General features: G+C 36.7%; 23 protein-coding genes and 1 other annotated feature. Of the genes, 21 read left to right on the top strand and 2 right to left on the bottom strand.

Annotated elements, in window-relative coordinates; all coding sequences use genetic code 11:
- Nucleotides 1-103: 103 nt before the first annotated feature.
- Both treP and treC read left to right on the top strand, forming a co-directional pair.
- Entirely contained in the window at nucleotides 104-1,561 is a 1,458-nt protein-coding gene (gene treP / locus AC07SW_RS12335; RefSeq protein ID WP_034572766.1) for a PTS system trehalose-specific EIIBC component, read from the top strand.
- Between the two features lie 30 nt (nucleotides 1,562-1,591).
- Nucleotides 1,592-3,247 (top strand): alpha,alpha-phosphotrehalase, encoded by a 1,656-nt coding sequence (gene treC / locus AC07SW_RS12330; RefSeq protein WP_494633000.1) that lies wholly within the window; start codon nucleotides 1,592-1,594, stop codon nucleotides 3,245-3,247.
- 57 nt (nucleotides 3,248-3,304) lie between these two features.
- Here the strand turns inward: treC and treR are convergent, their stop codons facing one another.
- Entirely contained in the window at nucleotides 3,305-4,021 is a 717-nt protein-coding gene (treR, locus tag AC07SW_RS12325; protein ID WP_494632998.1) for a trehalose operon repressor, read from the bottom strand.
- Between the two features lie 224 nt (nucleotides 4,022-4,245).
- Here treR and AC07SW_RS12320 point away from each other — a divergent pair, with 224 nt between their 5' ends.
- The 3 genes from AC07SW_RS12320 to mnmG all read left to right on the top strand — a co-directional run bounded on the left by AC07SW_RS12320 (nucleotide 4,246) and on the right by mnmG (nucleotide 8,239).
- Nucleotides 4,246-4,719, top strand: coding sequence for an FUSC family protein (locus AC07SW_RS12320; protein WP_135022387.1), 474 nt, complete (start codon nucleotides 4,246-4,248; stop codon nucleotides 4,717-4,719).
- Between the two features lie 220 nt (nucleotides 4,720-4,939).
- Nucleotides 4,940-6,328 carry a tRNA uridine-5-carboxymethylaminomethyl(34) synthesis GTPase MnmE gene (gene mnmE, locus AC07SW_RS12315; protein ID WP_421732190.1) on the top strand — a complete coding sequence of 463 codons (1,389 nt, stop codon included), beginning with the start codon at nucleotides 4,940-4,942 and terminating at the stop codon, nucleotides 6,326-6,328.
- A gap of 15 nt (nucleotides 6,329-6,343) precedes the next feature.
- Nucleotides 6,344-8,239 carry a tRNA uridine-5-carboxymethylaminomethyl(34) synthesis enzyme MnmG gene (mnmG, locus tag AC07SW_RS12310; RefSeq protein WP_034572784.1) on the top strand — a complete coding sequence of 632 codons (1,896 nt, stop codon included), beginning with the start codon at nucleotides 6,344-6,346 and terminating at the stop codon, nucleotides 8,237-8,239.
- 50 nt (nucleotides 8,240-8,289) lie between these two features.
- Here the strand turns inward: mnmG and AC07SW_RS12305 are convergent, their stop codons facing one another.
- Nucleotides 8,290-10,611 carry a 5'-nucleotidase C-terminal domain-containing protein gene (locus AC07SW_RS12305; protein WP_463685266.1) on the bottom strand — a complete coding sequence of 774 codons (2,322 nt, stop codon included), beginning with the start codon at nucleotides 10,609-10,611 and terminating at the stop codon, nucleotides 8,290-8,292.
- Nucleotides 10,612-10,957: 346 nt separating this feature from the next.
- Here AC07SW_RS12305 and rsmG point away from each other — a divergent pair, with 346 nt between their 5' ends.
- From rsmG to AC07SW_RS12225, 16 genes are all read left to right on the top strand, one after another.
- A complete protein-coding gene (gene rsmG / locus AC07SW_RS12300; protein WP_034572789.1) occupies nucleotides 10,958-11,674 on the top strand; it encodes a 16S rRNA (guanine(527)-N(7))-methyltransferase RsmG in 717 nt (238 codons plus the stop codon).
- A gap of 95 nt (nucleotides 11,675-11,769) precedes the next feature.
- The gene (noc, locus tag AC07SW_RS12295; RefSeq protein ID WP_074401248.1) at nucleotides 11,770-12,672 is read left to right on the top strand and encodes a nucleoid occlusion protein; all 903 of its coding nucleotides are present in this window, start codon (nucleotides 11,770-11,772) and stop codon (nucleotides 12,670-12,672) included.
- A gap of 135 nt (nucleotides 12,673-12,807) precedes the next feature.
- On the top strand, nucleotides 12,808-13,572 hold the full coding sequence (locus AC07SW_RS12290; RefSeq protein WP_034572797.1) for a ParA family protein: 765 nt from the start codon (nucleotides 12,808-12,810) through the stop codon (nucleotides 13,570-13,572).
- Nucleotides 13,562-14,452: a ParB/RepB/Spo0J family partition protein gene (locus AC07SW_RS12285; RefSeq protein WP_135022383.1), complete on the top strand. Its 891-nt coding sequence runs from the start codon at nucleotides 13,562-13,564 to the stop codon at nucleotides 14,450-14,452. Before AC07SW_RS12290 ends, AC07SW_RS12285 begins: the two co-directional genes overlap by 11 nt.
- Before the next feature lie 30 nt (nucleotides 14,453-14,482).
- Nucleotides 14,483-14,674, top strand: coding sequence for a DUF951 domain-containing protein (locus AC07SW_RS12280; RefSeq protein WP_034572803.1), 192 nt, complete (start codon nucleotides 14,483-14,485; stop codon nucleotides 14,672-14,674).
- 23 nt (nucleotides 14,675-14,697) lie between these two features.
- On the top strand, nucleotides 14,698-15,798 hold the full coding sequence (gene ychF / locus AC07SW_RS12275) for a redox-regulated ATPase YchF (protein ID WP_034572806.1): 1,101 nt from the start codon (nucleotides 14,698-14,700) through the stop codon (nucleotides 15,796-15,798).
- A gap of 15 nt (nucleotides 15,799-15,813) precedes the next feature.
- Nucleotides 15,814-16,524 carry a DUF1129 domain-containing protein gene (locus AC07SW_RS12270; protein WP_236707158.1) on the top strand — a complete coding sequence of 237 codons (711 nt, stop codon included), beginning with the start codon at nucleotides 15,814-15,816 and terminating at the stop codon, nucleotides 16,522-16,524.
- 166 nt (nucleotides 16,525-16,690) lie between these two features.
- Nucleotides 16,691-17,140: a DUF2798 domain-containing protein gene (locus tag AC07SW_RS12265; protein ID WP_494632996.1), complete on the top strand. Its 450-nt coding sequence runs from the start codon at nucleotides 16,691-16,693 to the stop codon at nucleotides 17,138-17,140.
- Nucleotides 17,141-17,362: 222 nt separating this feature from the next.
- Nucleotides 17,363-18,844, top strand: a complete 1,482-nt coding sequence (guaB, locus tag AC07SW_RS12260) for an IMP dehydrogenase (RefSeq protein WP_034572812.1) — start codon at nucleotides 17,363-17,365, stop codon at nucleotides 18,842-18,844.
- A gap of 109 nt (nucleotides 18,845-18,953) precedes the next feature.
- Complete coding sequence (locus AC07SW_RS12255) at nucleotides 18,954-19,589, top strand: TIM44-like domain-containing protein (RefSeq protein WP_135017553.1); 636 nt, start codon at nucleotides 18,954-18,956, stop codon at nucleotides 19,587-19,589.
- 114 nt (nucleotides 19,590-19,703) lie between these two features.
- Entirely contained in the window at nucleotides 19,704-20,393 is a 690-nt protein-coding gene (gene croR / locus AC07SW_RS12250) for a response regulator transcription factor CroR (protein ID WP_034572819.1), read from the top strand.
- A gap of 49 nt (nucleotides 20,394-20,442) precedes the next feature.
- The gene (locus AC07SW_RS12245) at nucleotides 20,443-21,579 is read left to right on the top strand and encodes a sensor histidine kinase (RefSeq protein ID WP_074401244.1); all 1,137 of its coding nucleotides are present in this window, start codon (nucleotides 20,443-20,445) and stop codon (nucleotides 21,577-21,579) included.
- A 179-nt stretch (nucleotides 21,580-21,758) separates the two neighbouring features.
- Nucleotides 21,759-23,084, top strand: a complete 1,326-nt coding sequence (locus AC07SW_RS12240; protein ID WP_494632994.1) for a serine hydrolase — start codon at nucleotides 21,759-21,761, stop codon at nucleotides 23,082-23,084.
- A gap of 140 nt (nucleotides 23,085-23,224) precedes the next feature.
- Nucleotides 23,225-23,460 (top strand) — a binding site (T-box leader).
- Between the two features lie 59 nt (nucleotides 23,461-23,519).
- Nucleotides 23,520-24,800 (top strand): serine--tRNA ligase, encoded by a 1,281-nt coding sequence (serS, locus tag AC07SW_RS12235; protein WP_034572827.1) that lies wholly within the window; start codon nucleotides 23,520-23,522, stop codon nucleotides 24,798-24,800.
- Nucleotides 24,801-24,940: 140 nt separating this feature from the next.
- On the top strand, nucleotides 24,941-25,471 hold the full coding sequence (gene msrA / locus AC07SW_RS12230) for a peptide-methionine (S)-S-oxide reductase MsrA (RefSeq protein ID WP_119907335.1): 531 nt from the start codon (nucleotides 24,941-24,943) through the stop codon (nucleotides 25,469-25,471).
- 117 nt (nucleotides 25,472-25,588) lie between these two features.
- Nucleotides 25,589-26,212: a histidine phosphatase family protein gene (locus AC07SW_RS12225; protein WP_494632992.1), complete on the top strand. Its 624-nt coding sequence runs from the start codon at nucleotides 25,589-25,591 to the stop codon at nucleotides 26,210-26,212.
- Nucleotides 26,213-26,527: the final 315 nt, after the last annotated feature.

Raw genomic sequence — 26,527 nt, 5'->3', positions numbered from 1 at the left:
AAAAGAAAGAAAAACGCTTGCATAATAAAAAGAAAAGGGTTACAATTCAACTATAAAAATAACTTGTATATACAAGTTAGGAAGATTTTAAGGAGGAGAAAAGATGGCAGATTACAAAAAAGATGCCCAGTTGTTGTTAGAAGATATTGGCGGAAAAGAAAATATTTCAGCAGTCACTCATTGTGCAACTAGAATGCGTTTTGTATTAGTAGACCCCGCACTTGCAGATAAAGAGAAAATTGAAAAAATCGCAACCGTTAAAGGAACCTTTACTCAAGCTGGTCAATTCCAAGTAATAATTGGGAATGATGTTCCAACATTTTATAATGAATTTGTTAAATTATCCGGAAATGAAGGCGTTTCAAAAGATCAAGTTAAAAGTGCAGCTAAGCAAAATATGAACCTTATCCAACGAGCAATGGCGGTATTAGCTGAGGTATTTTCACCAATCATTCCAGCAATTATTGTAGGTGGTTTGATTTTAGGTTTTCGTAATGTGATTGGTGAAGTACCGATGGGCTTCTTAGATGGAAAAACAATTGTGGAGACTTCGGTCTTTTGGAATGGTGTGAATAGTTTTCTATGGTTGATTGGCGAAGCGATTTTCCATTTCCTACCAGTAGGAATTACGTGGAGCATTGCTAAAAAGATGGGAACCACTCAAATTCTTGGGATTGTATTAGGGATTACATTGGTTTCACCACAGCTATTAAATGCGTATGCAGTTGCAGAAACGGCTGCTAAAGATATTCCATTCTGGGACTTCGGTTTTGCTCAAGTGAATATGATTGGCTATCAAGCACAAGTTATTCCAGCAATGCTAGCTGGTTTTATGTTAGCGTATCTTGAAATATGGTTACGTAAATTTATTCCACAAGCAGTTTCGATGATTTTTGTTCCATTCTTTTCACTTGTTCCAACGGTACTAATGGCTCATCTTGTACTAGGTCCAATCGGTTGGAAAATTGGTAGCTTTGTTTCAATGATTGTAAACACTGGTTTAGCAAGTAGTTTTAACTGGTTGTTCGGTGCATTATTTGGTTTCTTGTATGCCCCACTTGTTATTACAGGCTTACATCATATGACGAATGCGATTGATTTACAGTTGGTAGCTGACTTTGGCGGAACAAACCTTTGGCCAATGATTGCACTTTCAAATATTGCACAAGGTTCTGCTGTACTGGCAATTATTTTCTTACACCGTGGCAATAAAGAAGAAGAGCAAATCTCGATTCCAGCAGCAATTTCATGTTATCTAGGTGTAACAGAACCCGCTATTTTTGGGATCAATTTAAAATACGTGTATCCGTTTATCGCAGCAATGATTGGTTCAGGTGTGGCCGGATTGATTTCGACATTGTTTAATGTAACGGCGTTGTCAATCGGCGTTGGTGGTTTACCGGGTATCTTATCTATTCAACCGCCGTATTATCTAATTTTTGCCATTTGTATGTTGATTGCAATCGTAGTACCATTTGGATTGACCGTTGCTTTTCGTAAGTATGGGGTTTTTAACAAATTAGATCCAATCGATGAAAAAACGGGTAAAATTGTAGCGTAGAAATAAACTGTTTTAGAAATGGAGTTTAGTATGAGTAATTTTCATGAAAAAGTAATTTATCAAATTTATCCAAAATCGTTTAAAGATTCAAATGGAGATGGCGTCGGAGATCTAAGAGGAGTGATTGAAAAAATTCCTTATTTATCTGATTTAGGAGTGGATATGATCTGGTTAAATCCATTCTTTTGTTCACCGCAAAATGACAATGGCTATGATATTTCAAACTATCTGGCGATTGATCCTTTATTTGGAACAATGGCTGATTTTGAAGAACTCGTTAGAGAAACGCAAAAATTAGGGATTGAAATTATGCTAGACATGGTTTTAAACCATACCTCGGTTGAACACGAGTGGTTCCAGAAGGCGTTAGCGGGAGATAAAAAGTATCAGGATTACTATTATATTCGTGAACCTAAAGCTGATGGAAGCTTGCCAACCAATTGGGAGTCAAAATTTGGCGGACCGAGCTGGACTCCTTTTGGTGAGACAGGAAAGTACTTCTTGAATTTATACGATCGAACACAGGCTGATTTAAATTGGCACAATCCGGCAGTTCGTGAAGAACTGTTTGCTGTAGTGAATTTTTGGCTTGAAAAAGGCGTGAAAGGTTTCCGTTTTGACGTAATGAATGTGATTGGCAAACCGTTAGAACTAGTTGATGATTTGACAGGAAATGGCAAATCACTTTATACAGATCAGCCAATTGTTCACGAGTATTTAATGGAGCTAAATAAGGCCAGCTTTGGTAAAGAAGAGGATAGCGTAACTGTTGGTGAAATGTCTTCGACAACGATTGACAATTGTGTGATGTACTCAAATCCAGATAGAAATGAATTGTCGATGGCATTTAGCTTTCACCATTTAAAAGTAGATTATCTAGATGGTGAAAAGTGGTCATTAATGCCTTTTGATTTTATGGAATTGAAAACCATTTTGAATGATTGGCAAGAAGGAATGTCAGAGGGGAATGGCTGGAATGCATTGTTTTGGAACAATCACGATCAACCAAGAGCCTTGAGTCGTTTTGGTGATCCTATTCATTATCGTTTTGAAACAGCTACAATGTTAGCTCAAACCATTCACTTATTGCGTGGAACTCCTTATATTTACCAAGGGGAAGAAATCGGAATGTTGAATCCCGATTTTGCAGATATTAAGGACTATGTTGATATTGAAACCCATAATGCATACAAAGAATTACAGGGAAAAGGCTTATCTGAGGCAGAAATTATGGCTATTATCCAAGAGAAATCTAGAGATACGAGCCGTACGCCAATGCAATGGGACTCCACTGAAAATGCAGGATTTAGTACTGGAGAACCTTGGTTAAAAGTAGCAGATAATTATTCACTGATTAATGTGAAAAAAGAACGCGAAGAAGGCCAAATTTTCAATTATTATCAAAGCTTGATTCAATTGCGTAAAGAGATGAAGGTTATTTCAGAAGGAGCTTACCGAAGTTTGTTAATGGAGCATCCAAGTGTTTATGGCTATGTCCGAGAATTGGATTCTGAACAAGTTCTTGTATTGAATAATTTTTATGGCGAGTCAACTTCGGTAGATATCCCAATGGAATTTATCGATCAAGAGAGTCGTTACTTGATTGGAAATGGGAAGAAACGGAAGTTAACAAGTAAGATTCGTTTGGAACCTTATGAAACGATTGCGTTTTATATAGAGAAATAAAAAAAGAGAAACTATTTCCCAGGAAATAGTTTCTCTTTTTTGCTTGATAAGAAGAAATTACATTGGGCTTCTTCGTCTCGCAAATTCAACAAAACGAAAACGATCCAGTCGATGTCGAGACTCTGTATGCTGGAATAGCGTTGTGTCTTCTAAATAAACATCGCTACGAACGACGACAACATGAGTATCTCCATTTAAGTCCATTAATTCGTGGTCTTTTTTTGTTGCTGGATCAACGGTGATTTCTTTTTGAGCAAAGCTGATTGTTAATCCTAAGGTATGTTCAATATAATCGTAAATAGAATTTTGAGCAGCTTCTGCTGGCAATTCTGGGATAATTGAAGTAAGCAAATAATCTTTATCCAAAATCACCACTTCTTGATTAAACTTGCGTTGACGCTCGACATAAATAATTTCTGTATCTTGAGAGATTTTTAAGTGATTCGCTAACTTTTTTGAGATTTTTTCGATACCGTTTTTAGTCACAATAGTTTCACTTTTTAAATTTTGTGAATCATGGAGCTCTTTAAAGCTTGTTAAACCAGAAACCGGAAAATCAAAGCGGTTGACGTTTAAAACAATAGAGCCTTTGCCTTGTTTTTTTTGAATGTAGCCATTTTCCAGTAACAGTACTAGGGCTTTTCGAATGGTTTCTCGTGAAACATGATAGACTTTTGCTAAATCATTTTCGCTTGGAAGCAGGGTACCTGCGTGGTACGTTTGATTTAGGATGGCTTTTTCTAAGTCTAAATAAATTTCGTAAAATTTATTCATAGTTAATCCTCGCATTCTTAGATAGTTTCAATTGTATTTGTTTAGTTATTTCTACATTTCTATTTTAGCACATGGCGACGAAAAGAGAGAATGAAAGTAGTATTTTTTATTGTTGAAAGGCGGTTTGACAAAGAAAATGAATAGGGGTATATTTTAGCAAGTAGGTATGTGAAGTATTTAATAAAGGATGGGGAACGAAACTGTTTGAATTAAGTAAGTTTAAAATGGGTTTGAGAACAATTAAAACAGGAATCAGTGTTTTTTTATGTATGCTGATTTTCACCATTTTTGATCGAGGAACACCAATAGTTGCCACATTAACGGCTGTTTTTGCACTTAGAGAAGATATGGAAAATACAAGGAAATTCGGTCGTCACCGGATTGTTGGAAATACATTTGGAGCAATTTTTGCGGTAATTGTTATTTTATTATATGAAGTGATTGGAAATGTTGTCATCGTTCAGCTTGTTTGTATCCCACTTTTGATGATGGTGATGATTACGTGCTGTTCAGCTACTGGACATCGTGAAGGTGTAGTAGGAGCTTGCGGAACTTTTTTAACGATCATCTTTATGATTCCTGAGAATGAGTCCTTTGGATATGCGATGGAACGTGTTTTGGATACTTTTATTGGCACTGGTATTGCATTAGGGGTCAATCATTGGATTCGACCACGTAAAATCAAAAAAAGTGATTGAAAAATTGCGGTTTTAGGATTGACAAATGATGGATTTAACGTTATATTCATAACAACTGACATCTAAAAAAAGATGTTTTTAACCTTATAATTTAATCATTTATTGAAATATTTATTAGCGATAAAAGTAGTCAAAGTGCTTTATCCATTCCTAGCTATTTATAGCCAAGGGGTGGAGTGGGCACTTTTTTGGTGCAAAAAAATAAGAAGGAGTGAGTCTGTTGTCATTAGAATTTGATACAATTGCAGCTGTTTCAACGCCACCAGGTGAAGGTGCGATTGGAATTGTTCGCCTATCAGGCGACGAAGCATTAGCAGTTGCAGATAAAGTTTATCAAGCTGGAAAAAAACAATTAGCGGAAGTGCCAAGTCATACGATTCATTATGGGCATATTATTGATCCGAAAAATAGTGGTGTCATTGATGAAGTGATGGTTTCTGTTATGCGTGAGCCAAAAACTTTTACTAGAGAAGATGTGGTTGAGATTAATTGTCACGGAGGCATTACGTCAGTCAATCAAGTGTTGCAACTTGTCTTGCAAAATGGCGCTCGTTTGGCAGAACCAGGCGAATTTACGAAACGTGCTTTTCTAAATGGTCGAATCGATTTGTCACAGGCAGAGGCCGTGATGGATTTGATACGTGCCAAAACGGATAAAGCGATGTATTTAGCTTTGCAACAGTTAGACGGCAATCTTTCGCAATTAATTCGCAACCTTCGTTCAGAAATTTTAGACACATTAGCGCAAGTAGAAGTGAATATTGATTATCCTGAATATGATGACGTAGAGACTCTGACTTCAAAACTCTTAGTTGAAAAAGCCTATCAAGTAAAGGCGAGCATCAATCAACTTTTACAAACAGCAAGCGAAGGGAAAATCCTTCGAGAGGGATTAGCAACGGCGATTATTGGTCGTCCAAATGTTGGGAAATCAAGCTTATTGAATTTCCTTTTACAAGAAGACAAGGCAATTGTGACTGAAATTGCTGGGACAACGCGAGATATTATCGAAGAATATGTGAATGTTCGAGGCGTGCCATTAAAACTAGTCGATACTGCCGGAATTCGTGAAACAGAAGACATTGTGGAGCGTATCGGTGTGGAGCGTAGCCGTCAAGCTTTAAGCGAAGCGGACTTAGTCTTACTGGTTTTCAATCAAAATGAACCTTTAACAAATGAAGATCGATTGTTGATTGAAGCGACAAATGACAATCATCGCATCGTCATTTTAAATAAAATGGATTTGCCAAACCAATTGGATTTAGCTGAATTGGAATCATTAGTGGATCCAGAAAATATTGTCAAAACATCTATTTTAACCAAATCTGGTATTGAAAGCTTAGAAAATAAAATTGCTGCGTTGTTCTTTGCAGGAGAAACTGGGGAACGAGATGCTACGTATGTATCAAATGTTCGTCATATTGCCTTACTTCATGACGCAGAAGCAGCATTGGACGAAGTTATCAACGGAATTGAATCTGGCATGCCAGTAGATTTAGTTCAAATTGATATGACTCGTTGTTGGGATTTATTAGGTGAAATTACAGGAGACAGCGTTCAAGATGAATTATTAACGCAGCTCTTTAGTCAATTCTGTTTAGGTAAATAGGAAGGGAATGAGAAAATGGAACGATATGAAGCAGGTACATTTGATGTTATCGTAGTTGGAGCAGGACATGCAGGATCAGAAGCGGCGCTAGCAAGCGCACGAATGGGTGCAAGCACACTACTTTTAACCATCAATTTAGATATGGTGGCATTTATGCCATGTAATCCATCCGTTGGAGGTCCAGCAAAAGGCGTTGTAGTTCGTGAAATCGATGCTTTAGGTGGCGAAATGGGACGCAACATTGATAAAACGTACATTCAAATGAGAATGTTAAATACAGGAAAAGGTCCTGCCGTGAGAGCTTTGCGGGCACAAGCCGATAAATTTCTTTACGCTAATGAAATGAAATATACAATTGAAAAGACGGATAACTTGATTTTACGTCAAGGAATTGCCGAAGATCTAATTATTGAAAATGGAATTTGTGAAGGAATCGTTACAAATACAGGCGCTATTTACCGTAGTAAAGCTGTGGTATTAACTGCTGGAACTTCTTCAAGAGGACAAATTATTATTGGAGAGTTAAAATATTCTTCTGGTCCAAACAATTCACAACCGTCTATTAAGTTATCTGAAAGCCTATTAAGAAATGGCTTTGAATTGGCCCGTTTTAAAACAGGAACACCGCCGCGGGTAAAAGGTTCAACCATTGATTACAGTGTGACGGAAGAACAACCGGGAGATGAAAAACCAAACCATTTCAGCTATAAAACACCCGACAGTCTGTATTTAAAAGATCAATTGTCTTGCTGGTTAACGTATAGTAATGAAAAAACTCACGAAATTATTCAAGCGAATCTACACCGTGCGCCAATGTTTACAGGAATCGTAGAAGGCGTAGGAGCAAGATATTGTCCATCCATTGAAGATAAAATCGTCCGTTTTAGTGACAAACCAAGACATCAACTATTTTTAGAACCAGAAGGTCGTAATACAGAGGAAGTCTATGTTCAAGGTTTATCTACCTCTTTACCAGAGGATGTTCAATTAGAAATGATCCGTTCAATCGAAGGATTAGAAAATGCAGAAATGATGCGAACAGGTTATGCGATTGAGTATGATGTGGTCGTTCCTCATCAACTGCGCCCCTCTTTAGAAACGAAAACCGTTGAGAACCTCTTTACTGCAGGTCAAATGAATGGAACTTCAGGCTATGAAGAAGCAGCGGGTCAAGGTTTGATGGCTGGGATTAATGCAGCCTTGAAAATTCAAGGAAAAGAACCCTTTATTATGAAGCGTAGCGACGGTTATATTGGCGTTATGATTGATGATCTGGTAACAAAAGGAACCAATGAACCTTACCGTTTATTGACGTCTCGCGCGGAATATCGCTTACTTTTACGTCACGACAATGCGGATTTCCGTTTAACAGAAATCGGACACGAATTAGGTTTAGCAGATGAAGAACGTTACCAAGACTATTTGGTTAAAAAAGCAGCTGTCGAAGCTGAAATCAAACGTTTAAATTCGGTTCGTTTAAAACCGCATGCTGAACTTCAAGCATTTTTAGTTGAAAAAGGTTCTTCGCCATTAAAAGACGGAATTTTAGCAGCAGACTTCTTACGTCGTCCAGAAATCAGTTATCAAGAAGTTGTTCAATTTGCCCCAGCAGAAATCGCCGTAGCGAAAGAGGTTGCAGAGCAAGTTGAAATTCAAGTGAAATACGAAGGTTACATTCAAAAAGCCTTTGAAAAAGTGGCGAAAATGAAACGAATGGAATCAAAACGCATTCCAGAACGTATCGATTATGAAGCCATTAACGGTTTAGCAACAGAAGCCAAACAAAAACTAATCAAAATCCAACCAGAAACCATTGCCCAAGCAAGTCGAATCAGCGGAGTAAATCCAGCCGATATTTCGATTTTGATGGTTTATATTGAACAAGGGAAGATTGCGAAAGTAGAAGCGTAACGTATAGGATAAAAAGAGAACCTCGTATCATACGAGGTTCTCTTTTTATCCTATACGATTTTTTTCTTCCTTAAAACCAACACAATTCCTCCGCCAAGCAAACTAGCACCAACAATAGCGCCAATCAATTGGACGTTCTCTCCTGTTTGAGGGAAGTCCTTTCCATCTTTTTTAGAGGAAGTCTTATCGGTTGTCACAGGTTTATCCTCATCTGTCTTTCCAGGTTTTTCTGGAGTTACAGGAGGCGTTCCTCCATTTTCATCAGGCTTTGGTGTCACGACATCCATTGCTAAAACGGTCTTTTCAAAGGGAACGCTGTATCCATTTTGATCGGTTACCGTTACTACTAAAACTTGATCTTTTTTCACATCTAACGAAGAGATATCAACGGTGAAATCACCATTTGCATCGGCAATTGCTGTTGCGGGATTTAAACTACGTGTTTGAACCGTCTCTTTTACTTGAACGCTTATCGTTGCATTTGGAAGAGTCTTACCTGTATGTTGCGTATCTTTTTCTTTAATATCGGTTAAAACAGTCGCTGCATGAATTGCTGCAAGGGCATTTTTTTCATTTTCAGCAGCAATGTCCGCTTGAGAACGATACGTTTTACGTCCATCAACGGCAGCTGAAATAGTTTTTCCAGCAGCTTCTTGCGCTTTGAAATAGTTAATAAAGGTATCTGTATCAGAATCAATTGCACCGATTAATTTAGCTCCAGTAAAAGTTTTAAAGCCATCCCCGCCACCAAATAAGAAATCGTTAATTACGACACGATACGTTCCATTAGGATCAAGAGGTTCGCCATTTTCTTTAACTATTTGATGCACTTTGTAAGGGACAGTAGGATCATCCGTTTCCGTATAGGTATAACGTAAGCCTGATAACTGTAAGAAATACTTTCCATCTTCATCGTATTGTTCATTTAATACACTTTCAATTTGAGCACCGGTCATTTCCACGATTTGCAAAATATTGCCAAAGGGTTGAACATTTTGTGCGGCGCCCCAAGTAATGGTTTTGTCATCTTGGACTAGTAAATCTGCTCGAATTCCACCGTTATTTGTCATGGCGAAATCAACATGATTGCCATCTAAATTTGCCACAATGCGTTGTGCATCAGTGACCAAATTGCCTACTGGCGATTCATTTGCAGCGTTGACTTCACGAGATATTGTGCCAGCTTCAGTCGCAGTCCCAACTTTTTCATTTGTAACTTGAGTAACCAAGTTATCCGCTTCTTCAATAATTTGGCTGACAGCAGAATCGGGAACTACCGGAGTACCGTTTACGTCATTTGCCAAGACAGGAGTCACAACAGCGTCAGGAGTTTTAACAAAATCTTTCGTCACAGGATCTAGTTCGCCAGTCATATTAACGAAGGCTTTTCCTTGTGAGGTACTTTGGACAATGCGTGTGTTGTTCGCCAATCCGTTTGTAAATTGGTGATTGTGTCCTGCGAAAAGAGCATCCACACTGTTTTCAGGATCAATCGTATTGACGTTATTAATTAGTGTTGCAGCGTCTCCAATAGCGATATCCTTGTCACTCGTTGCGGGTACATGAGCTAACACAACAATTGCGTTAACACCTTTATCTCTTAGCTCTTTTGAATATTTTGCAACGGTTTCAGCTTCATCTAAAAAATTATATTGTTCATAGTGCTTCTTCAACACTAAATTAGGGATTTCTGTAGTAACGATTCCGATAAAGCCAACTTCAACGGACTGTCCATTTTTAGAAATTAGCTTCGTTGTATAAGGTTTCCAATCAAAAGGAATGGCGCCAGTTTCTTTATCCGTCATATTTGCAATAACAATATCTGTTTTTGAAGCTTCACGTTGATAATTTTGTGTAATCTGATTGAATTGACCCGGTAATGGAGCCGTTCCAGTTAAAATTCGATTGTATTCAGCCAAACCTTCATCAAATTCATGATTTCCTAATGTTCCAACTTGAAAATTCATGCGGTTTAAGACTTTGATGGTAGGCTCATCTTGTAATAATCCTGAATTTGCCGGGCTAGCTCCAACCATATCACCGGCTTGTACTCGAATCGTCGATCCTGTTGCATTTGTTTCTTTAAAGGTCTCTTCTGCTTGGTCTAAATAAGTCGCAAGCAAAGCAGCTTTTCCTGCATTTCTAAATGGTGTTCCATTAATATAGGCTGTTCCTGTCGTACTTAACGCACCGTGAAAATCATTAATGCCTAATAATTGAATTGGAAGAGTGGCAGTGGGGGCTTGTGTTACTGCGCCCGTGTCGGTTCCTCCTATTTCATCAGCAGAAACAATTGCTGAAAAACTCCCCAAACTTGTTACAACTAAACCTAACAATGCAACCTTACTAAAAAGAAGACTTGCTTTTTTCATTTCCAAATCCAACCCCTTAATTATTATGGTCCAACATGTATAATTTTAACATTAAATAGATTTATCTACAATATAGTTCGTAAATAAAACGGTAACAATTTTATAATTGGGTTTAAATCATACGAAAAAAGTCCGATTAACGATTTTTCAAGAAAATAGAGCTGATGTTTTAAGCCTTGGAATTCTCGTTTCATTTATAAATAAAAAAATACCACCGAACAAAACATTAAAAATCAAAAAAAACAGCAAATAATCATTGCACTTCTTGGGCATTTGTATTAAAGTTAAACAGATAGAGTTGTGAAACAAAGTTGTGTTTCACGTTATCAAAAAGGAGCGTGAATTCATGAATCCAGAAGAATTTAAGGAAGCCTTACAAGAAAAGGGAATTCCACTAACTGAAAAACAAATGAACCAATTTAAACAATATCTGGTCCTTCTCCAAGAATGGAATGAGAAGATCAATTTAACAGCGATTACTGAAGAAGAAGAAGTGTACTTAAAGCATTTCTATGATTCGATTCTAGCTGGCGTGTATGTGGATTTTAATAACGGGGTCCAAAGCTTATGTGATGTAGGTGCTGGTGCTGGGTTTCCAAGCATCCCCCTAAAAATTGTCTTCCCAAAATTATCGGTGACAATTGTTGATTCATTAAATAAACGTATTCAATTTTTAAATACATTAGCAACTGAATTAGAATTAGAAGATGTGCATTTCTATCATGATCGAGCAGAAACCTTTGGTCAAAATAAACAGTTCCGTGAATCCTTTGATTTTGTAACGGCTAGAGCCGTTGCAAGAATGAGTGTCTTGTCTGAATTATGCTTGCCATTAGTTAAAAAAGGCGGTTTGTTTATCGCTTTGAAAGCTAGTAACAGCCACGCAGAAATGCAAGAAGGCGAACGAGCACTGTCATTATTAGGCGGAAAAGTTCGAGAAGATATTATTTGTGAATTGCCAAGAGATGCTGGCGAACGCCACATTATTTTGATTGATAAAAAGAAAGAAACACCAAAGGCGTATCCAAGAAAACCAGGAACACCTAACCGAAAACCTCTTTAACGTAATAAAAGAGAATCGGTTTCATTATAAAATTTTGCAAGACTAAACTACTTTTTGTTACAATAGTATCAAAGGAACTACAAGGAGAGAATAAAATGGCATTGTCGGATTTATTTGGTTCAGGAAAAGCAAAAAAGAAAACTGAAAAACGTGATGAAGTTGTGCCGGAAGTAGCCCTAGAAACTATTGAAAGCGAAGAGGCGCAGCAACAACTTGTTCAAAAACTACCCGTTGCACGTATTGTTCCAAATCGTTTTCAACCAAGAAAGATTTTTAATGAAGAAAAGCTGCAAGAATTGTCCAGAACGATTCATATTCATGGCTTAATTCAACCCATCGTTGTACGAGAGTATGCACCGGGAGAATACGAGATTATTGCTGGGGAACGACGTTTTAGAGCGATGCAAATTTTAGAGTGGGAAGAAGTTCCTGCGATTATCCAAGAAATGACCGATCCAGAAACAGCATCAGTTGCTTTGATTGAAAATCTGCAACGTGAAGAGTTGACATCAATTGAAGAAGCAAAAGCCTACCAAGGTTTGATTGAATTAAATGAAATCACTCAAGAAGCTTTAGCCCAACGGATTGGAAAAAGTCAGTCATTTGTTGCTAATAAGCTACGCTTGCTAAAGCTCTCAACACCTGTTCAACAAGCACTTTTAACAAAAGAAATTTCAGAACGACATGGCCGTAGCTTACTTGCTTTAAACGAAGAAGAGCAAAAAGAAGTTGTTGCTACAATAATTTCAGAAAAATTAACGGTAAAAGAAACTGAAGCCTTAGTTAAAAGTATAAAAGCTGACAAAGAAGAAAAAACACCCGCGAAGCCAAAAAAACGTAAAAAAGGCATTTCAAAAGACATTCGCCTTGCGTTAAATACAATTAAAAAATCAATTACTATGGTGAATGACACAGGAATTAAAATGAAGACAGAAGAAGAAGATTTAGAAGATGTCTATCGAATCACAATTGAAATTCCAAAAAAGAAAGATAAATAAAGAGCGATAAATGAACCATTTCATTTTGAAAAGATGCGCAGGAGAATAAAGGCATCTTTGCTTTTATTCTCCTATTTTTAATGGACAAAAATCGGGTCTCCTATTTAACGAGAGCCTAAAAACGGAGGAACAACAATGGCACGAATTATATCAGTTGCAAATCAAAAAGGTGGCGTTGGCAAAACGACGACTACTGTAAATTTAGGTGCATGTTTAGCTTATAACGGTAAAAAAATCTTATTGATTGATATAGATGCACAAGGAAATGCTACCAGTGGCTTAGGAGTCCGAAAAGCTGATGTTGAAAAAGATATCTATGACATCTTAGTCAACGAGACGCCCATCGAAGACGTTGTGATGCCGACATCAAGAGAAAATCTATGGATCGTGCCGGCAACCATTCAATTAGCAGGAGCAGAAATCGAACTGACGACTCAAATGGCAAGAGAATCACGATTGAAACAAGCGATTCAAAAAGTTAAGGATCAATATGATTATATTTTAATCGATTGTCCACCTTCACTTGGTCATCTAACCATTAATGCATTTACAGCCAGCGATTCAATTCTGATCCCTGTTCAATGTGAATATTACGCATTAGAAGGATTAAGCCAGCTTTTAAACACAGTCCGACTTGTCCAAAAACATTTTAACCCTGATTTGAAAATTGAAGGCGTGTTGTTAACGATGCTGGATGCTAGAACAAACCTAGGCTATGAAGTCGTTGATGAAGTGAAAAAATATTTCCGCGAGCGCGTGTATAAAACAATTGTGCCACGTAATATCCGTTTATCAGAAGCACCAAGTCATGGCTTATCGATCATTGATTACGATCCACGTTCAAGAGGAGCAGAGGTTTACCTAGAATTGGCAAAGGAAGTGTTAGCAAATGGCGAATAAAAATAGCAAAGGCTTAGGCCGCGGAATAGATGCGCTTTTTGGCGATTACACGGAGCTAGAAGAAATTGATGTGAACAGTGAAGTCGTAAAAGAGATTTCCTTAGAAGAAATCAGACCAAATCCTTACCAGCCAAGAAAAATATTTGATGAAGAAGCATTGAATGAATTAGCCGATTCCATTCGTTCTTCAGGAGTATTTCAACCGATTATTTTAAGAGAATCAACAGTCAAAGGCTATGAAATTATTGCCGGTGAGCGTCGTTTTAGAGCCTCTAAATTAGCAGGAAAGGCAACCATTCCAGCAATTATTCGTGTCTTTGATGAAGAGCGAATGATGGAAGTAGCGGTGTTGGAAAACTTACAAAGAGAAGACTTGACCTCTCTTGAAGAAGCAGAAGCCTATGATATGCTGATGAAAAAGTTAAAATTAACTCAAGAAGAAGTGGCAAAACGACTAGGCAAGAGTCGCCCTTACATTGCAAACTACTTACGTTTACTAGGTTTGCCTGATGGCGTCAAAAAAATGCTTCAAAATGAAGAAATCTCAATGGGACAAGCAAGAACATTACTAGGTTTAAAGGATAAAAAACAAATCAGCAAAATTGCCAATCGAGTTGTTCGAGATAATTTAACGGTTCGCCAGTTGGAGCAATTAGTGATTCAATTGAACCAACCAAAAGAAAAAGTTCAAGACAAGCCAAAAGCTGAAAAAAAACCTTATTACATCCGAGAAAGTGAAGAACGTTTGATGGATAAATTCGGTACAGCTGTTCAAATCAGCGAAAAAGGTGAAAAAGGAAAAATCGAAATCGAATACCTTTCTGTTGACGATTTAACTAGAATTCTAGATATTTTAGAAATTCAATTTGAAGACGAATAGATCATTTTTAAGATAGAGTGGGTGGGGAAAATGTATCAATTAAACGATATTGTCGAAATGAAGAAGCCACATCCATGTGGAACCAATCGCTGGCAAATTATTCGAATGGGCATGGATATTCGGATTAAGTGTGAAAAATGTGGACATATGGTTTTAATGCCACGAAGAGAATTTGAAAAGAAAATGAAAAAAATACTCGTTTCAGCAGAAACAATTAACTAAAGAAAAGGAATGTGTGACTAAAAATGGCATTAACAGCAGGAATTGTAGGCTTACCAAACGTAGGAAAATCAACACTATTTAACGCAATTACAAAAGCAGGAGCAGAAGCGGCAAACTATCCCTTCGCGACAATTGACCCTAATGTGGGCATGGTTGAAGTACCAGATAAACGCCTAGACCGTATTACACAATTGATTACCCCTAAAAAGACGATTCCAACGACTTTTGAATTTACTGATATCGCAGGAATCGTAAAAGGCGCTAGTAAAGGTGAAGGATTAGGAAATAAATTCTTAAGTCATATCCGTCAAGTAGACGCGATTTGTCACGTTGTACGCTCGTTTGATGATGAAAATATCACTCACGTAGATGGCCGCGTAGACCCACTAGCAGATATTGAAACGATTAACTTAGAATTAGTCTTAGCAGACTTAGAGTCTGTTGAAAAACGGATTGCTCGTGTGGCAAAAGTTGCAAGAACAAAAGATAAGGACGCTGTTGCAGAATTAACAGTGCTAGAAAAAATCAAACCTGTTTTAGAAGCAGGCCAATCAGCAAGAAGCATTGAATTTTCAGAAGATGAATTGCCACTAGTAAAAAGCTTGTTCTTACTAACAACGAAACCTGTTTTATACGTAGCGAACGTTGGGGAAGAAGACGTTGCAGATCCATCAAATAACGAATACGTTAAACAAGTAAAAGAATTTGCTGCAAGTGAAAATTCAGATGTTATTGTTATCTGTGCTAGAGCAGAGGAAGAAATCGCTGAGTTAGAAGACGAAGAAAAAGCAGAATTCTTAGAAGAAATGGGTATTGCAGAATCTGGTTTAGACCAATTGATTCGTACCGCTTACCACTTATTAGGACTAGCCACTTACTTTACAGCAGGCGAAAAAGAAGTTCGTGCTTGGACCTTTAAACAAGGAATGACAGCACCTCAAACAGCGGGAATTATCCATTCTGATTTTGAACGAGGCTTTATCCGTGCTGAAACGTATTCATTTGAAGATTTAGACAAATACGAAAGCCTGCAAGCAATCAAAGAAGCAGGACGCTTACGTTCAGAAGGAAAAGGCTATATTGTACAAGATGGAGATGTTATGGAGTTTCTATTTAACGTCTAGTAGGTGAGGGAAGACTTGAAAGGGGCTATCGAAACAGTGGAACATGAAGAATTAGTAAACGTAAAAGCAGAAAATGAAGCATTACAAGCCAAATTAACAAAGCGTAACGAACAATATATGATGGGGTTAGACAAAGCCTTAACCGCAGCTAACTTGTCTGAGGAACGTAAAACAGAAATTTACAGCGAAATGCTGCCACATTTAGTAGAAGGTCAAAAAACAGGTCAAACCGCACGCCAAATTTATGGAACAGTGACGGAACAAACGTCAGCTTTACTAGATGGACCTAGAAAAGCGACTGCACCAGTTGGTCAATCAAAAGATTGGATGATTGCATTAGATGGTGGGTTAATGATGGTTGCGTTGCTTTCCTTAATTACAGGAGTTTCAAGCCTTTGGGGAAAAGCACAACAAGGAGCAGAGATGGGCATTATTACTTTGTTGATTAACTTTCTTGCGGGGGGGATCGTCATTTTACTAATCTCTAAAAATGCACCTAATCGTTATGCGAAAGAGAAGAAAAAAGGCGGATTTTTCCGTTATATCTTAATTATTGGGGTAGCCATGCTTGCGTGGATGTTCTTGATGACAGCTTCAATGGCATTCTTACCAGCGTCAATTAACATGAGTCTGCCACCAATTGGGTATCTTATTGTTGCAGCAGCAGCATTTGGTGCAAAATTATACTTTAAACGTAAATGGAATATCCAAGGTGGGTTCTTTTAACCGCTAGATTATTTTTAAAACCGCTAAGATCTCGTACTCACGGGATTACTTAGCGGTTTTTTTGTTGGAGCTAACTACTAGTAATCTTAAGGAAATCTTAACTTATGAAGAAAAATTTAAACTGATACACTAGATAGGCAAGTAAAAAATTGGAGGTTAACGAACGATGTATCAGAACACAAGAGAAAAGCTTATTTTTACAGGATTAATGTGTGGAGTTATGGTGTTTTTAATGAGTGCATTTAACATCATTTTACAAGTAGGATTCAACTGGACGGCTGTTACAACTATTTTAAAAGGATTTATCCCTATTTTTATTATTGGGTTTTTATTAGATCTCTTCGTAATTGGAAAATTTGCTAAAGCAATGCAAAGTAAAATGGTGAAACCCGATGCACATATTATGAAGAAAGTTTTTGCAATGCAATTTTTTATGGTATTTGGTATGTGTATTTGCATGACGACTCTAACAACGTTTATGCATTTTGGTTTTACTGGTATAGAAGTGTATCAAATTTTGGCTATTACGCTTGTTCGTAATTTTGTTGTAGCTCTTATTTTGCAGGTTTTTATTGCAGGTCCAATTGTTCGAAACGTGGTACAACGAATTTATTAAGTAAAAAAACAACTTGAAACAGTTGGAAATAAGACAGAAAGAAACCTAAAAAGCGGAGTGTTTTCTCATCTTTCTTTCATAAAACCCTGTGATTTTACATTTTTTTCAATTGTAAGAGAATTCATAGCCATAAAGGCTTGACGAAGGCTGAATTCTCTGTTATTTTTGTAATTAAAATCTAATTCAAATTGAATCAAAAAATCGAAGGAGTGGTTGTTTAAGATGTCTAACTGGGAAACGAAATTTGCTAAAGAAGGCTATACATTTGATGATGTACTATTAGTTCCAGCAGAAAGCCATGTGTTACCAAATGATGTGGATATGAGTGTTCAACTTGCGAAGAATTTGAAGCTGAATATTCCGTTGATGAGTGCAAGTATGGATACTGTAACAGATTCAAAAATGGCGATTGCTATGGCGCGTCAAGGTGGTTTGGGAGTTATTCATAAAAATATGAGTATCCAAGAACAAGCAGATGAAGTTCGCAAAGTAAAACGTTCAGAAAGTGGCGTCATTATCGATCCGTTTTTCTTAACACCCGTTCATTTAGTATCTGATGCAGAAGAGTTGATGGGACGTTACCGCATTAGTGGTGTACCAATTGTCAATAATATGCAAGATCGAATTCTAGTAGGAATTTTAACCAACCGTGATTTACGCTTCGTAACAGATTACAGCATTAAAATTGAAGAAGTCATGACGAAAGATAAGCTTGTGACAGCTCCAGTTGGAACTTCATTAAAAGATGCTGAAAAAATCTTACAACAACATAAAATTGAAAAATTACCAATCGTTGATGAAAAAGGTCGTTTAAGTGGATTGATTACCATCAAAGATATTGAAAAAGTAATCGAGTTCCCTAATGCCGCTAAAGACGAGCATGGACGCTTGTTAGCAGCTGCAGCTGTTGGAGTGACAAGTGATACGTTTGAACGTGCAGAAGCGTTATTAGAAGCCGGTGCAGACGCAATTATTATAGATACTGCTCATGGACACAGTGCAGGGGTTATTCGTAAGATCAAAGAAATTCGTGAACAGTTCCCAGAAGCGACATTAGTTGCCGGGAATGTTGCAACAGGCGAAGCAACTCGTGCCTTATATGATGTTGGTGTCGATGTAGTAAAAGTTGGGATTGGACCTGGTTCAATTTGTACGACACGTGTCGTTGCAGGTGTTGGTGTACCTCAATTAACAGCTATTTATGATGCAGCAGAAGTTGCTCGTGAATACGGCCGTACGATTATTGCAGATGGCGGAATCAAATATTCAGGAGATATCGTTAAAGCTCTTGCAGCAGGCGGACACGTTGTTATGTTAGGAAGTATGCTAGCAGGAACAGACGAGTCACCAGGTGAATTTGAAATATTCCAAGGTCGTCGTTTTAAAACATACCGTGGAATGGGCAGCTTAGGCGCGATGGAAAAAGGATCAAGCGATCGTTATTTCCAAGGCGGTACAAACGAAGCTAACAAATTAGTTCCAGAAGGTATTGAAGGTCGCGTTGCCTATAAAGGAAGCGCAAGCGACATTATTTTCCAAATGATGGGCGGATTAAAAGCTGGAATGGGCTATGTAGGCGCAGCTGACCTTAAGTATTTAAGAGACGAAGCTCAATTTATTCGTATGAGTGGTGCTGGTTTACGTGAATCACATCCACATGACGTACAAATTACCAAAGAAGCACCGAACTATTCAGTGCAATAAATAATAATCAAAAAAATCTCTTTGAATTTAAAAGAGATTTTTTTTACTTTTAATAAAACGTTCGTTACTTTATAATGAATGTAAGTTTTATAAGGAGGGGGAAACAAATTTGAAAAAAATACTTAGCTTTTTAGTTGTCTGTGTAAGTCTGTTCATCAGTATGCCGATAGTGGCTTCGGCTGTAGCTGGTGGAGGAGATGCTACATACTATGATGGGGGAAACAGTTATAATGGAAATTACACTAATTATTCAGATAATTCTTCAGATGGAGAATTATCTGCAGGCGCAGCCATACTCTTAATAATAGGATATGGGATTTCCTATTTATTCAAATCTAATCAAAAAAATAATGATGGAACGATCGAACATGCAATCAGCAAGCGCATTGAAGAGGCTTTTTGTTCGATTCAAAATGCGTGGACTAAAGATAAATTGGAGTTAGCGAGGAGTTACTATTCACAAGATTTATACCTTGACCATCAACGAATGTTGGTGAAAATGAGAAAAGAGAATCTTCGAAACTATGTATTAAATGTAAGAGTTAAAAAAATGCATCATTTTAAAATGATTGAAAAAGATCGGAAGTTTTCAGTTAAAATTGAAGCCAGTCTGATTGATTACACTGTAGATACAGTTACGGACAAATTGATTAGAGGTCGTCGCTATGAAAAAGGAATGATTTCTCAAACTTGGATATTTATTAAAGATATCAAAAATGAATGGGTTGTTGTTTCTATTCGATAAGGTTTGATTCGTTAGTTTAACCAATAATCAGTAGATATTTAACAAAAACTTTAGTACTTTCTGTTATGATAGAAGAAAGAATTAAAAATAAACCGCCCTACAAGGAGAACTATTATGAAAATATTAGTCGTTGATGATGATAAAGAGATTGTTGAATTATTAAGTATCTATATAAAAAATGAAGGCTATGAAGTTGAAAAAGCGTATAACGGCAAAGAAGCAATGACAAAAATTATGACTACACCAGATATCGATTTAATGGTATTGGATGTGATGATGCCTAAAATGGATGGAATCGAAGTAGTTAAAGCATTACGTAAAGACTCGCAAATGCCTGTTTTAATGTTAAGTGCGAAAACAACGGATATGGATAAAATCCAAGGGTTGATTACTGGAGCAGATGACTACGTAGCAAAACCTTTTAATCCACTGGAAGTCATGGCACGTATCAAATCATTATTAAGAAGAAGCAATTATCAAGTGACACAAGACGAACCAGATGTTCTGGAAATCGGTCCGTTAATTATTCAAAAAGATTCACATGAAGTCACAACGATTCATGGAAAATCAATCCAATTAACCGCTTTAGAATTTGGAATCCTACATTTACTAGCTAGCCACCCAAATCGCGTTTTTAGTGCAGATGAAATTTTTGAACGCGTCTGGCAACAAGAAAGCTTAGTATCAGCTAAAACAGTCATGGTTCATGTGAGCCATTTGCGCGACAAAATCGAAGAAGCAACTGATGGCGAAAAAGTCGTACAAACTGTTTGGGGCGTAGGTTATAAAATCGAAGATCGATAAAATTTGTACTTGGCAACCAGTTCTATGATTGAGGAGATGAAACAAAAAGTTGAAGTTAACTAGAAAAGAAAAAAGCGAATTGATATTTGAAGGATTTATTACAGTAGGGTTGATTTACTTACTCTATTTAGCTGTTTTAATCATTTTTGATCGCTTTGTGTACACATCACCAGACCTAGTCAATAATATTTGGATTTTTAAAAATTCTTTTACAATTGGAGAACGCCAAGTTCACTCATACAAATTGATTTTTGTTACTCTGTTAGTTATTGTGGCAATGATTGTTTTATTCTGGCGCTTAAAACGTCGTTACAAACAAATGCAATTACGTCATGTTATTAGCGAGTTGCATTACATTGCAGAAGGTCATTACGATCATCGCATTCCTTTTGAATTAAGTGGCGACATGAATAAAGTTATCGACAGTATCCATGTATTAGTGGACAGTACCGTGAGTGCAATGGAAGAAGAGCGTAAGATTGAGCAATCGAAAGATGAGCTGATTACGAATGTCTCTCATGATATTCGCACACCTCTAACTTCTATTATTGGTTATTTGGGATTAATCGAGGATAAACAATATCAAAGTCAAGAAGAGCTACTAAAATACACACATACGGCATACATTAAAGCCAAACAAATGAAAATCTTAGTTGAAGATCTATTCGAGTACACAAAAGTTCGTCAACATACAACACCGTTAAACCTTACGCAGTTTGATATGGTAAAGCTATTAGAGCAACTAGCAGCTGATTTTGAATTAGATGCTAAGAAAAAGAACATGGTCATTGAAGTGATTCAACCAGATTCTGAAATTATGATGGAGGCAGACACAGAAAAAATTGTGCGCGTCTTTAATAATTTAATTTCCAATGCTTTAAAATATGGTGTTGGCGGTAAAAAAATCAGCATTGAAGCACAAAAAGTAGGGAAAGAAGTCATTATTTCAGTCAGCAACGATGGGCCGGAAATTCCAGAAGCTTCTTTAAATCAATTATTCGATCGTTTCTACCGCGTAGAAGAATCGCGTTCACAAGAAACGGGTGGAACAGGCTTAGGCTTAGCGATTGCACAAAGTATCGTCGCGTTACATGGGGGATACATTTATGCGAAATCAGATAAAGAATTAACACGTTTTGTACTGCACTTACCATTAAAGCAAGTACAAAACAGTGAAACAAAATAATGTTTCACGTGAATCATTTTAGTTTAAAAAGCTGAGAACAGAGGGATTAATCTTAGCTTTTTAATTTGTTTTAAAGAAAAAAAAGAACCGTTTTAATTTCAGAAAAAAACTTGTTTTTTAGTGATAATTTCGCTAACATAGAGAAGTCAATAAAAACGATATTGAGGAGAATTTATTACATGAAAAAATTAAATAAATACGGCGTGATTTTTGCTGTCGCGTTAATGATAGGAACTATTTTTCCATCTTTCTTGATGGGCGCTCAAACAGCATCAGCTGCTGAAGCACCAGAAATTAATGCAGCAGCTGCATTTGCAATTGAAGCGAAGACAGGAAAAGTATTAGTGAACAAAAATGGTGATGAAAAATTAGGAATTGCATCAATGACTAAAATGATTACAGAATACTTAGTTTTAGAAGCTATTAAAGATGGGAAATTAAAATGGGATCAAAAAATCACCATTGATGACTACAGCTACAAAACAAGTCAGAATTCTGAATTGTCAAATGTTCCATTACGTTTAGGTGAGCAATATACCGTAAAAGAATTATATGAAGCAATGGCGATTTACTCAGCTAACGCAGCAGCAATTAGTTTGGCACAGGCTGTTTCGGGAAGTGAGCCTCAATTTGTGGATGCGATGCGTGAAAAAGTTATTTCATGGGGAGCAAAAGCTGAAGATATTCATTTAGTAAATGCAACAGGTTTAACAAACTCGGATTTAAATGGCAATATCTATCCAGGAAGTTCTGAAACAGATGAAAATATGATGACAGCTCGTGATATGGCACTGGTTGCCCAACATCTATTAAATGATTACCCAGAAGTCATCGAAACAGCTAAAATTCCAACATTAGATTTCAGAAAAGGAACATCAGATGAAATTCATATGGAAAACTGGAACTGGATGCTGCCAGGCTTAATTTACGCTCGTGATAATGTTGACGGATTAAAAACCGGAACAACAGATATTGCTGGTGCATGTTTTACTGGAACTGCTGAAGAAAATGGCATGAGAATTATCACTGTCGTAATGAATGCAGGCGATGGCGAAACAAATAAAGGTGCTCGTTTTGAAGAAACAGCTAAAATGATGGATTACGCTTTTGATAATTTTGAAATGAAAGAATTAGTCAAAAAAGGTGACACAAATAAAGCCTTAAAAGCTATTAACGTAGCAAAAGGAAAAGAAGATAGCGTGAAATTAGTAATGGATACTAACGTAAACGCAATCGTTCAAAAAGATACAGAAGTTAAAAATTTAAAAGTAACCTATACTGAAAAAGAAGGCTTACTAAATAGCGATAAAGAATTAGTAGCTCCTATTAAAAAAGGAATGGAAGTTGGAACAGCTCAAGTAGCCCCAACTAACGATACTTTGGGCTATATCAACGGTGCGACAGGACAAGAAGTAAAAGTAGTGACTGCATCTGAAGTTGAAAAAGCTAATTTCTTTGTTTTAACAGGTCGTGAGATCAAATCTTTTTTCACTAATTTATTTTAACCATTAGAAGGAGCAACCAGTTAAAAGGTTGCTTTTTTTTTATTGGAAAAGTTTAGGTAGGATAATTTTTTGAAAATAGATTTTTAGATTGCATTTTTCTCGTTACTTAGGTATGATAAGAACACAGCAAGTAAATAAAGTCGAACGTCAGTAGCGTGACATAGTAAATCAAATAAATACAAGTAGAGAGTCAGTGGTTGGTGAAAACTGATGGTTTGTTTTTTTGAATCCCTCACGCGAAGTAAACAATGAACCCATTTGGCCCAAATTGTTTCGGAATCAGTCCGTTATCAAACTGTTATTGAGTGTAGATACATGTTGTAGTGTGTCTAAATTTGGGTGGTACCGCGAATTTCCGAGCCATTTCGTCCCATAAGTATATGTGGATGGAAGGGCTCTTTTTATTTTTATTAAAAACAGAAAGGAAGATGAACAATGTTAGATATTAAACGTTTAAGAAGTGACTTTACAACCGTAGAAGCAAAATTAGCAACTAGAGGTGTAAAAAAAGAATTATTAGAAAATTTTGTCGTATTAGACAATAAGCGTCGTGAATTAATTGTCGAAACTGAAAATTTAAAAAAATACCGTAATGAAGTATCAGGTGCGATTGCAACGTTAAAACGTAACAAGGAAAATGCAGATGATAAAATTACAGAAATGCGTGAAGTTGGCGATAAAATAAAAGGATTAGATGAAGAATTAGCAGCTATTGATGAAAGCATTAATGAAATTGCTGCAGGATTGCCGAATCTACCTAATGATTCTGTACCAATCGGTAAAGATGAAGAGGATAATGTAGAAGTACGTCGTTGGAGTGAACCTGCTACATTTGATTTTGAACCAAAAGCTCACTGGGATATTGCAGAAGAATTAGATATATTAGATTTTGAACGAGGAGCGAAAGTATCAGGAAGCCGTTTTGTATATTACAAAGGGTTAGGAGCAAGACTGGAACGTGCCTTGTATAATTTTATGCTAGATTTACACACTGGCGAGCATGGCTACCAAGAAATGCTGACACCTTATTTAGCAAATAGCAGATCAATGTATGGAACTGGTCAATTTCCAAAGTTCAAAGAAGATGTTTTCCAAATTGAAAATGAAGATTTAACGATGATTTCAACAGCAGAAATCACTTTAACAAACTATTATCGTGATGAATTTATCCCAACAGAACAATTACCTGTTTATTTCACAGCCCTAAGCCCAGCATTTAGATCAGAAGCAGGTAGCGCAGGACGTGACACCCGTGGTTTGATTCGTTTACACCAATTTAATAAGGTTGAAATGGTGAAATTCAGTAAGCCTGAAACGTCATATGATGAATTAGAAAAAATGACTCATGATGCCGAAACAGTTTTACAAAAGTTGAATTTGCCATACCGAGTATTGGCTTTATGTACAGGAGACATGGGTTTTTCAGCTGCTAAAACGTATGATTTAGAGGTTTGGATCCCAGCGCAAGAAACTTTCCGTGAAATTAGCTCATGTTCAAACTGTGAAGATTTCCAAGCGCGCCGTGCGATGATTCGTTACCGCAATGACGAAGGAAAAACAGACTATGTTCATACGTTAAACGGATCAGGTTTAGCAGTAGGAAGAACATTTGCAGCAATTTTAGAAAACTACCAACAAGCAGATGGATCAGTCAAAATTCCAGAAGTATTAGTTCCTTATATGGGTGGCGTTACAGAAATCCGTAAACCAAAATAATTATTACCGAAGACTCTCTTTCCTTTTAAGGAGAGGGAGTTTTTTTAGGTCACTTATTTTTACCAAGGCGAATTAATTGTCACTTACTCTTAAGATGCTATACTTAAATTGTTATTTATATAGAAGAAAGGGGTAGTATAATGAGTAAAAAACAATTAGAAAAAGCAATATTTGCTGGAGGCTGTTTCTGGTGCATGATAAAACCTTTTGATACAGAGCCTGGTATTATCTCTGTGGTGGCAGGTTATACAGGAGGTCATACGATTGCACCGACTTATCGAGAAGTTTGTAGTGAAACCACAGGACATACAGAAGCTGTTGAAATTACCTTTGATCCGACAATTTTTAGCTATCAGCAATTAGTTGAAATTTATTGGAGACAAACCGATCCGACAGATGCCAGCGGTCAATTTGCAGATAGAGGTTCATCCTATCGACCTGTCATATTTTATTTAAATGAAGAACAACGAAAGGTTGCAGAAGCATCCAAACAAGCTTTAGCTGAAAGTGGTCGTTTTAAAGCGCCAATAGTAACAACAATTGAACCTGCTAAACCATTCTATCCAGCTGAAGAATACCATCAAGACTATTACAAAAAAAATCCCTCTCACTATAATGGCTACCGACAAGGTTCAGGACGAGGCCCATTTCTTGAGGAAAACTGGAAATAAAGTAGTAAAGAAGATAATTTAATTATCTTCTTTTTATTTTTCCTTCTATATATAGTTCATTTCAAGATATTGAAAAATTGTGATAGACTATAGAGTAGAAAATAGGAGTGTGATGAAATGACAAAATTGTATTTTGTTAGACATGGAAAAACAGAATGGAATCTAGACGGACGTTTCCAAGGAGGAACCGGAGATTCAGCTCTTTTAGAAGAATCATTAAAAGACGCGACTTTAACAGGAAAAGCCTTAAAAAATATAGAATTTAAACAAATCTATGTAAGTCCACAAAAGCGTGCAAAGGATACAGCCAAATTGATTTTAGCCGAAAGAGAAGAAGCGATCCCTTTAATAGAAGAAAATGACTTGAGAGAGTTTGGTTTTGGCGAATGGGAAGGCAAGCATTTTTCATATGCTTTAGAAACTGAACCAGAAGAGTTCCATCATTTAAGAGAGCAGCCTGAAAAGTACAACCCAGCTAATTTTGGTGGCGAAACTTATCCAGCCTTAATTGAACGCAGTTTAAATGTAATTCATACTGCATTGAAAGAACATTCAGATGAAAATTTATTATTTGTTGCTCATGGCGTAACATTAACAGCAATCATCCAAAGCCTTTTAGGAGCAGAAATTAAAGATATCCGATCAAATGGTCTAATGAGTAATACAAGTATTTCTGTTTTAGAAGTTAAAAATACAGCGACAACCTTGATCAAATGGGATGATACAGACCATTTAAGCTAAAATGTATATTTAAAAATAGAAATCAATTTTTATTCATAAATAAAGAAAGAAAGTAACTGAGAGATAAGACGAACTATAGCGTGAGCATGCTTACCTTTAGTTCGTTTTAACTTACTAAATCATAACCTAATAAATAGAATGGATTAAATTGTTCATGTTTTTGAAATTCTTTTATTTTTTTAACAAAAAGTGTTGACGAACCTTGATATACCTGTTATATTTATACATGTCGCTAGGACGTAACAACAACTTAGCGAAAAAGAAAATAAAAAAAGTTGTTGACACAAACTTCTAAACGTGCTAATATATAGAAGT

Source organism: Carnobacterium sp. GW821-FHT04C06 (genome assembly GCF_059420345.1).
This window is presented reverse-complemented; position numbering and strand designations above follow the sequence as displayed.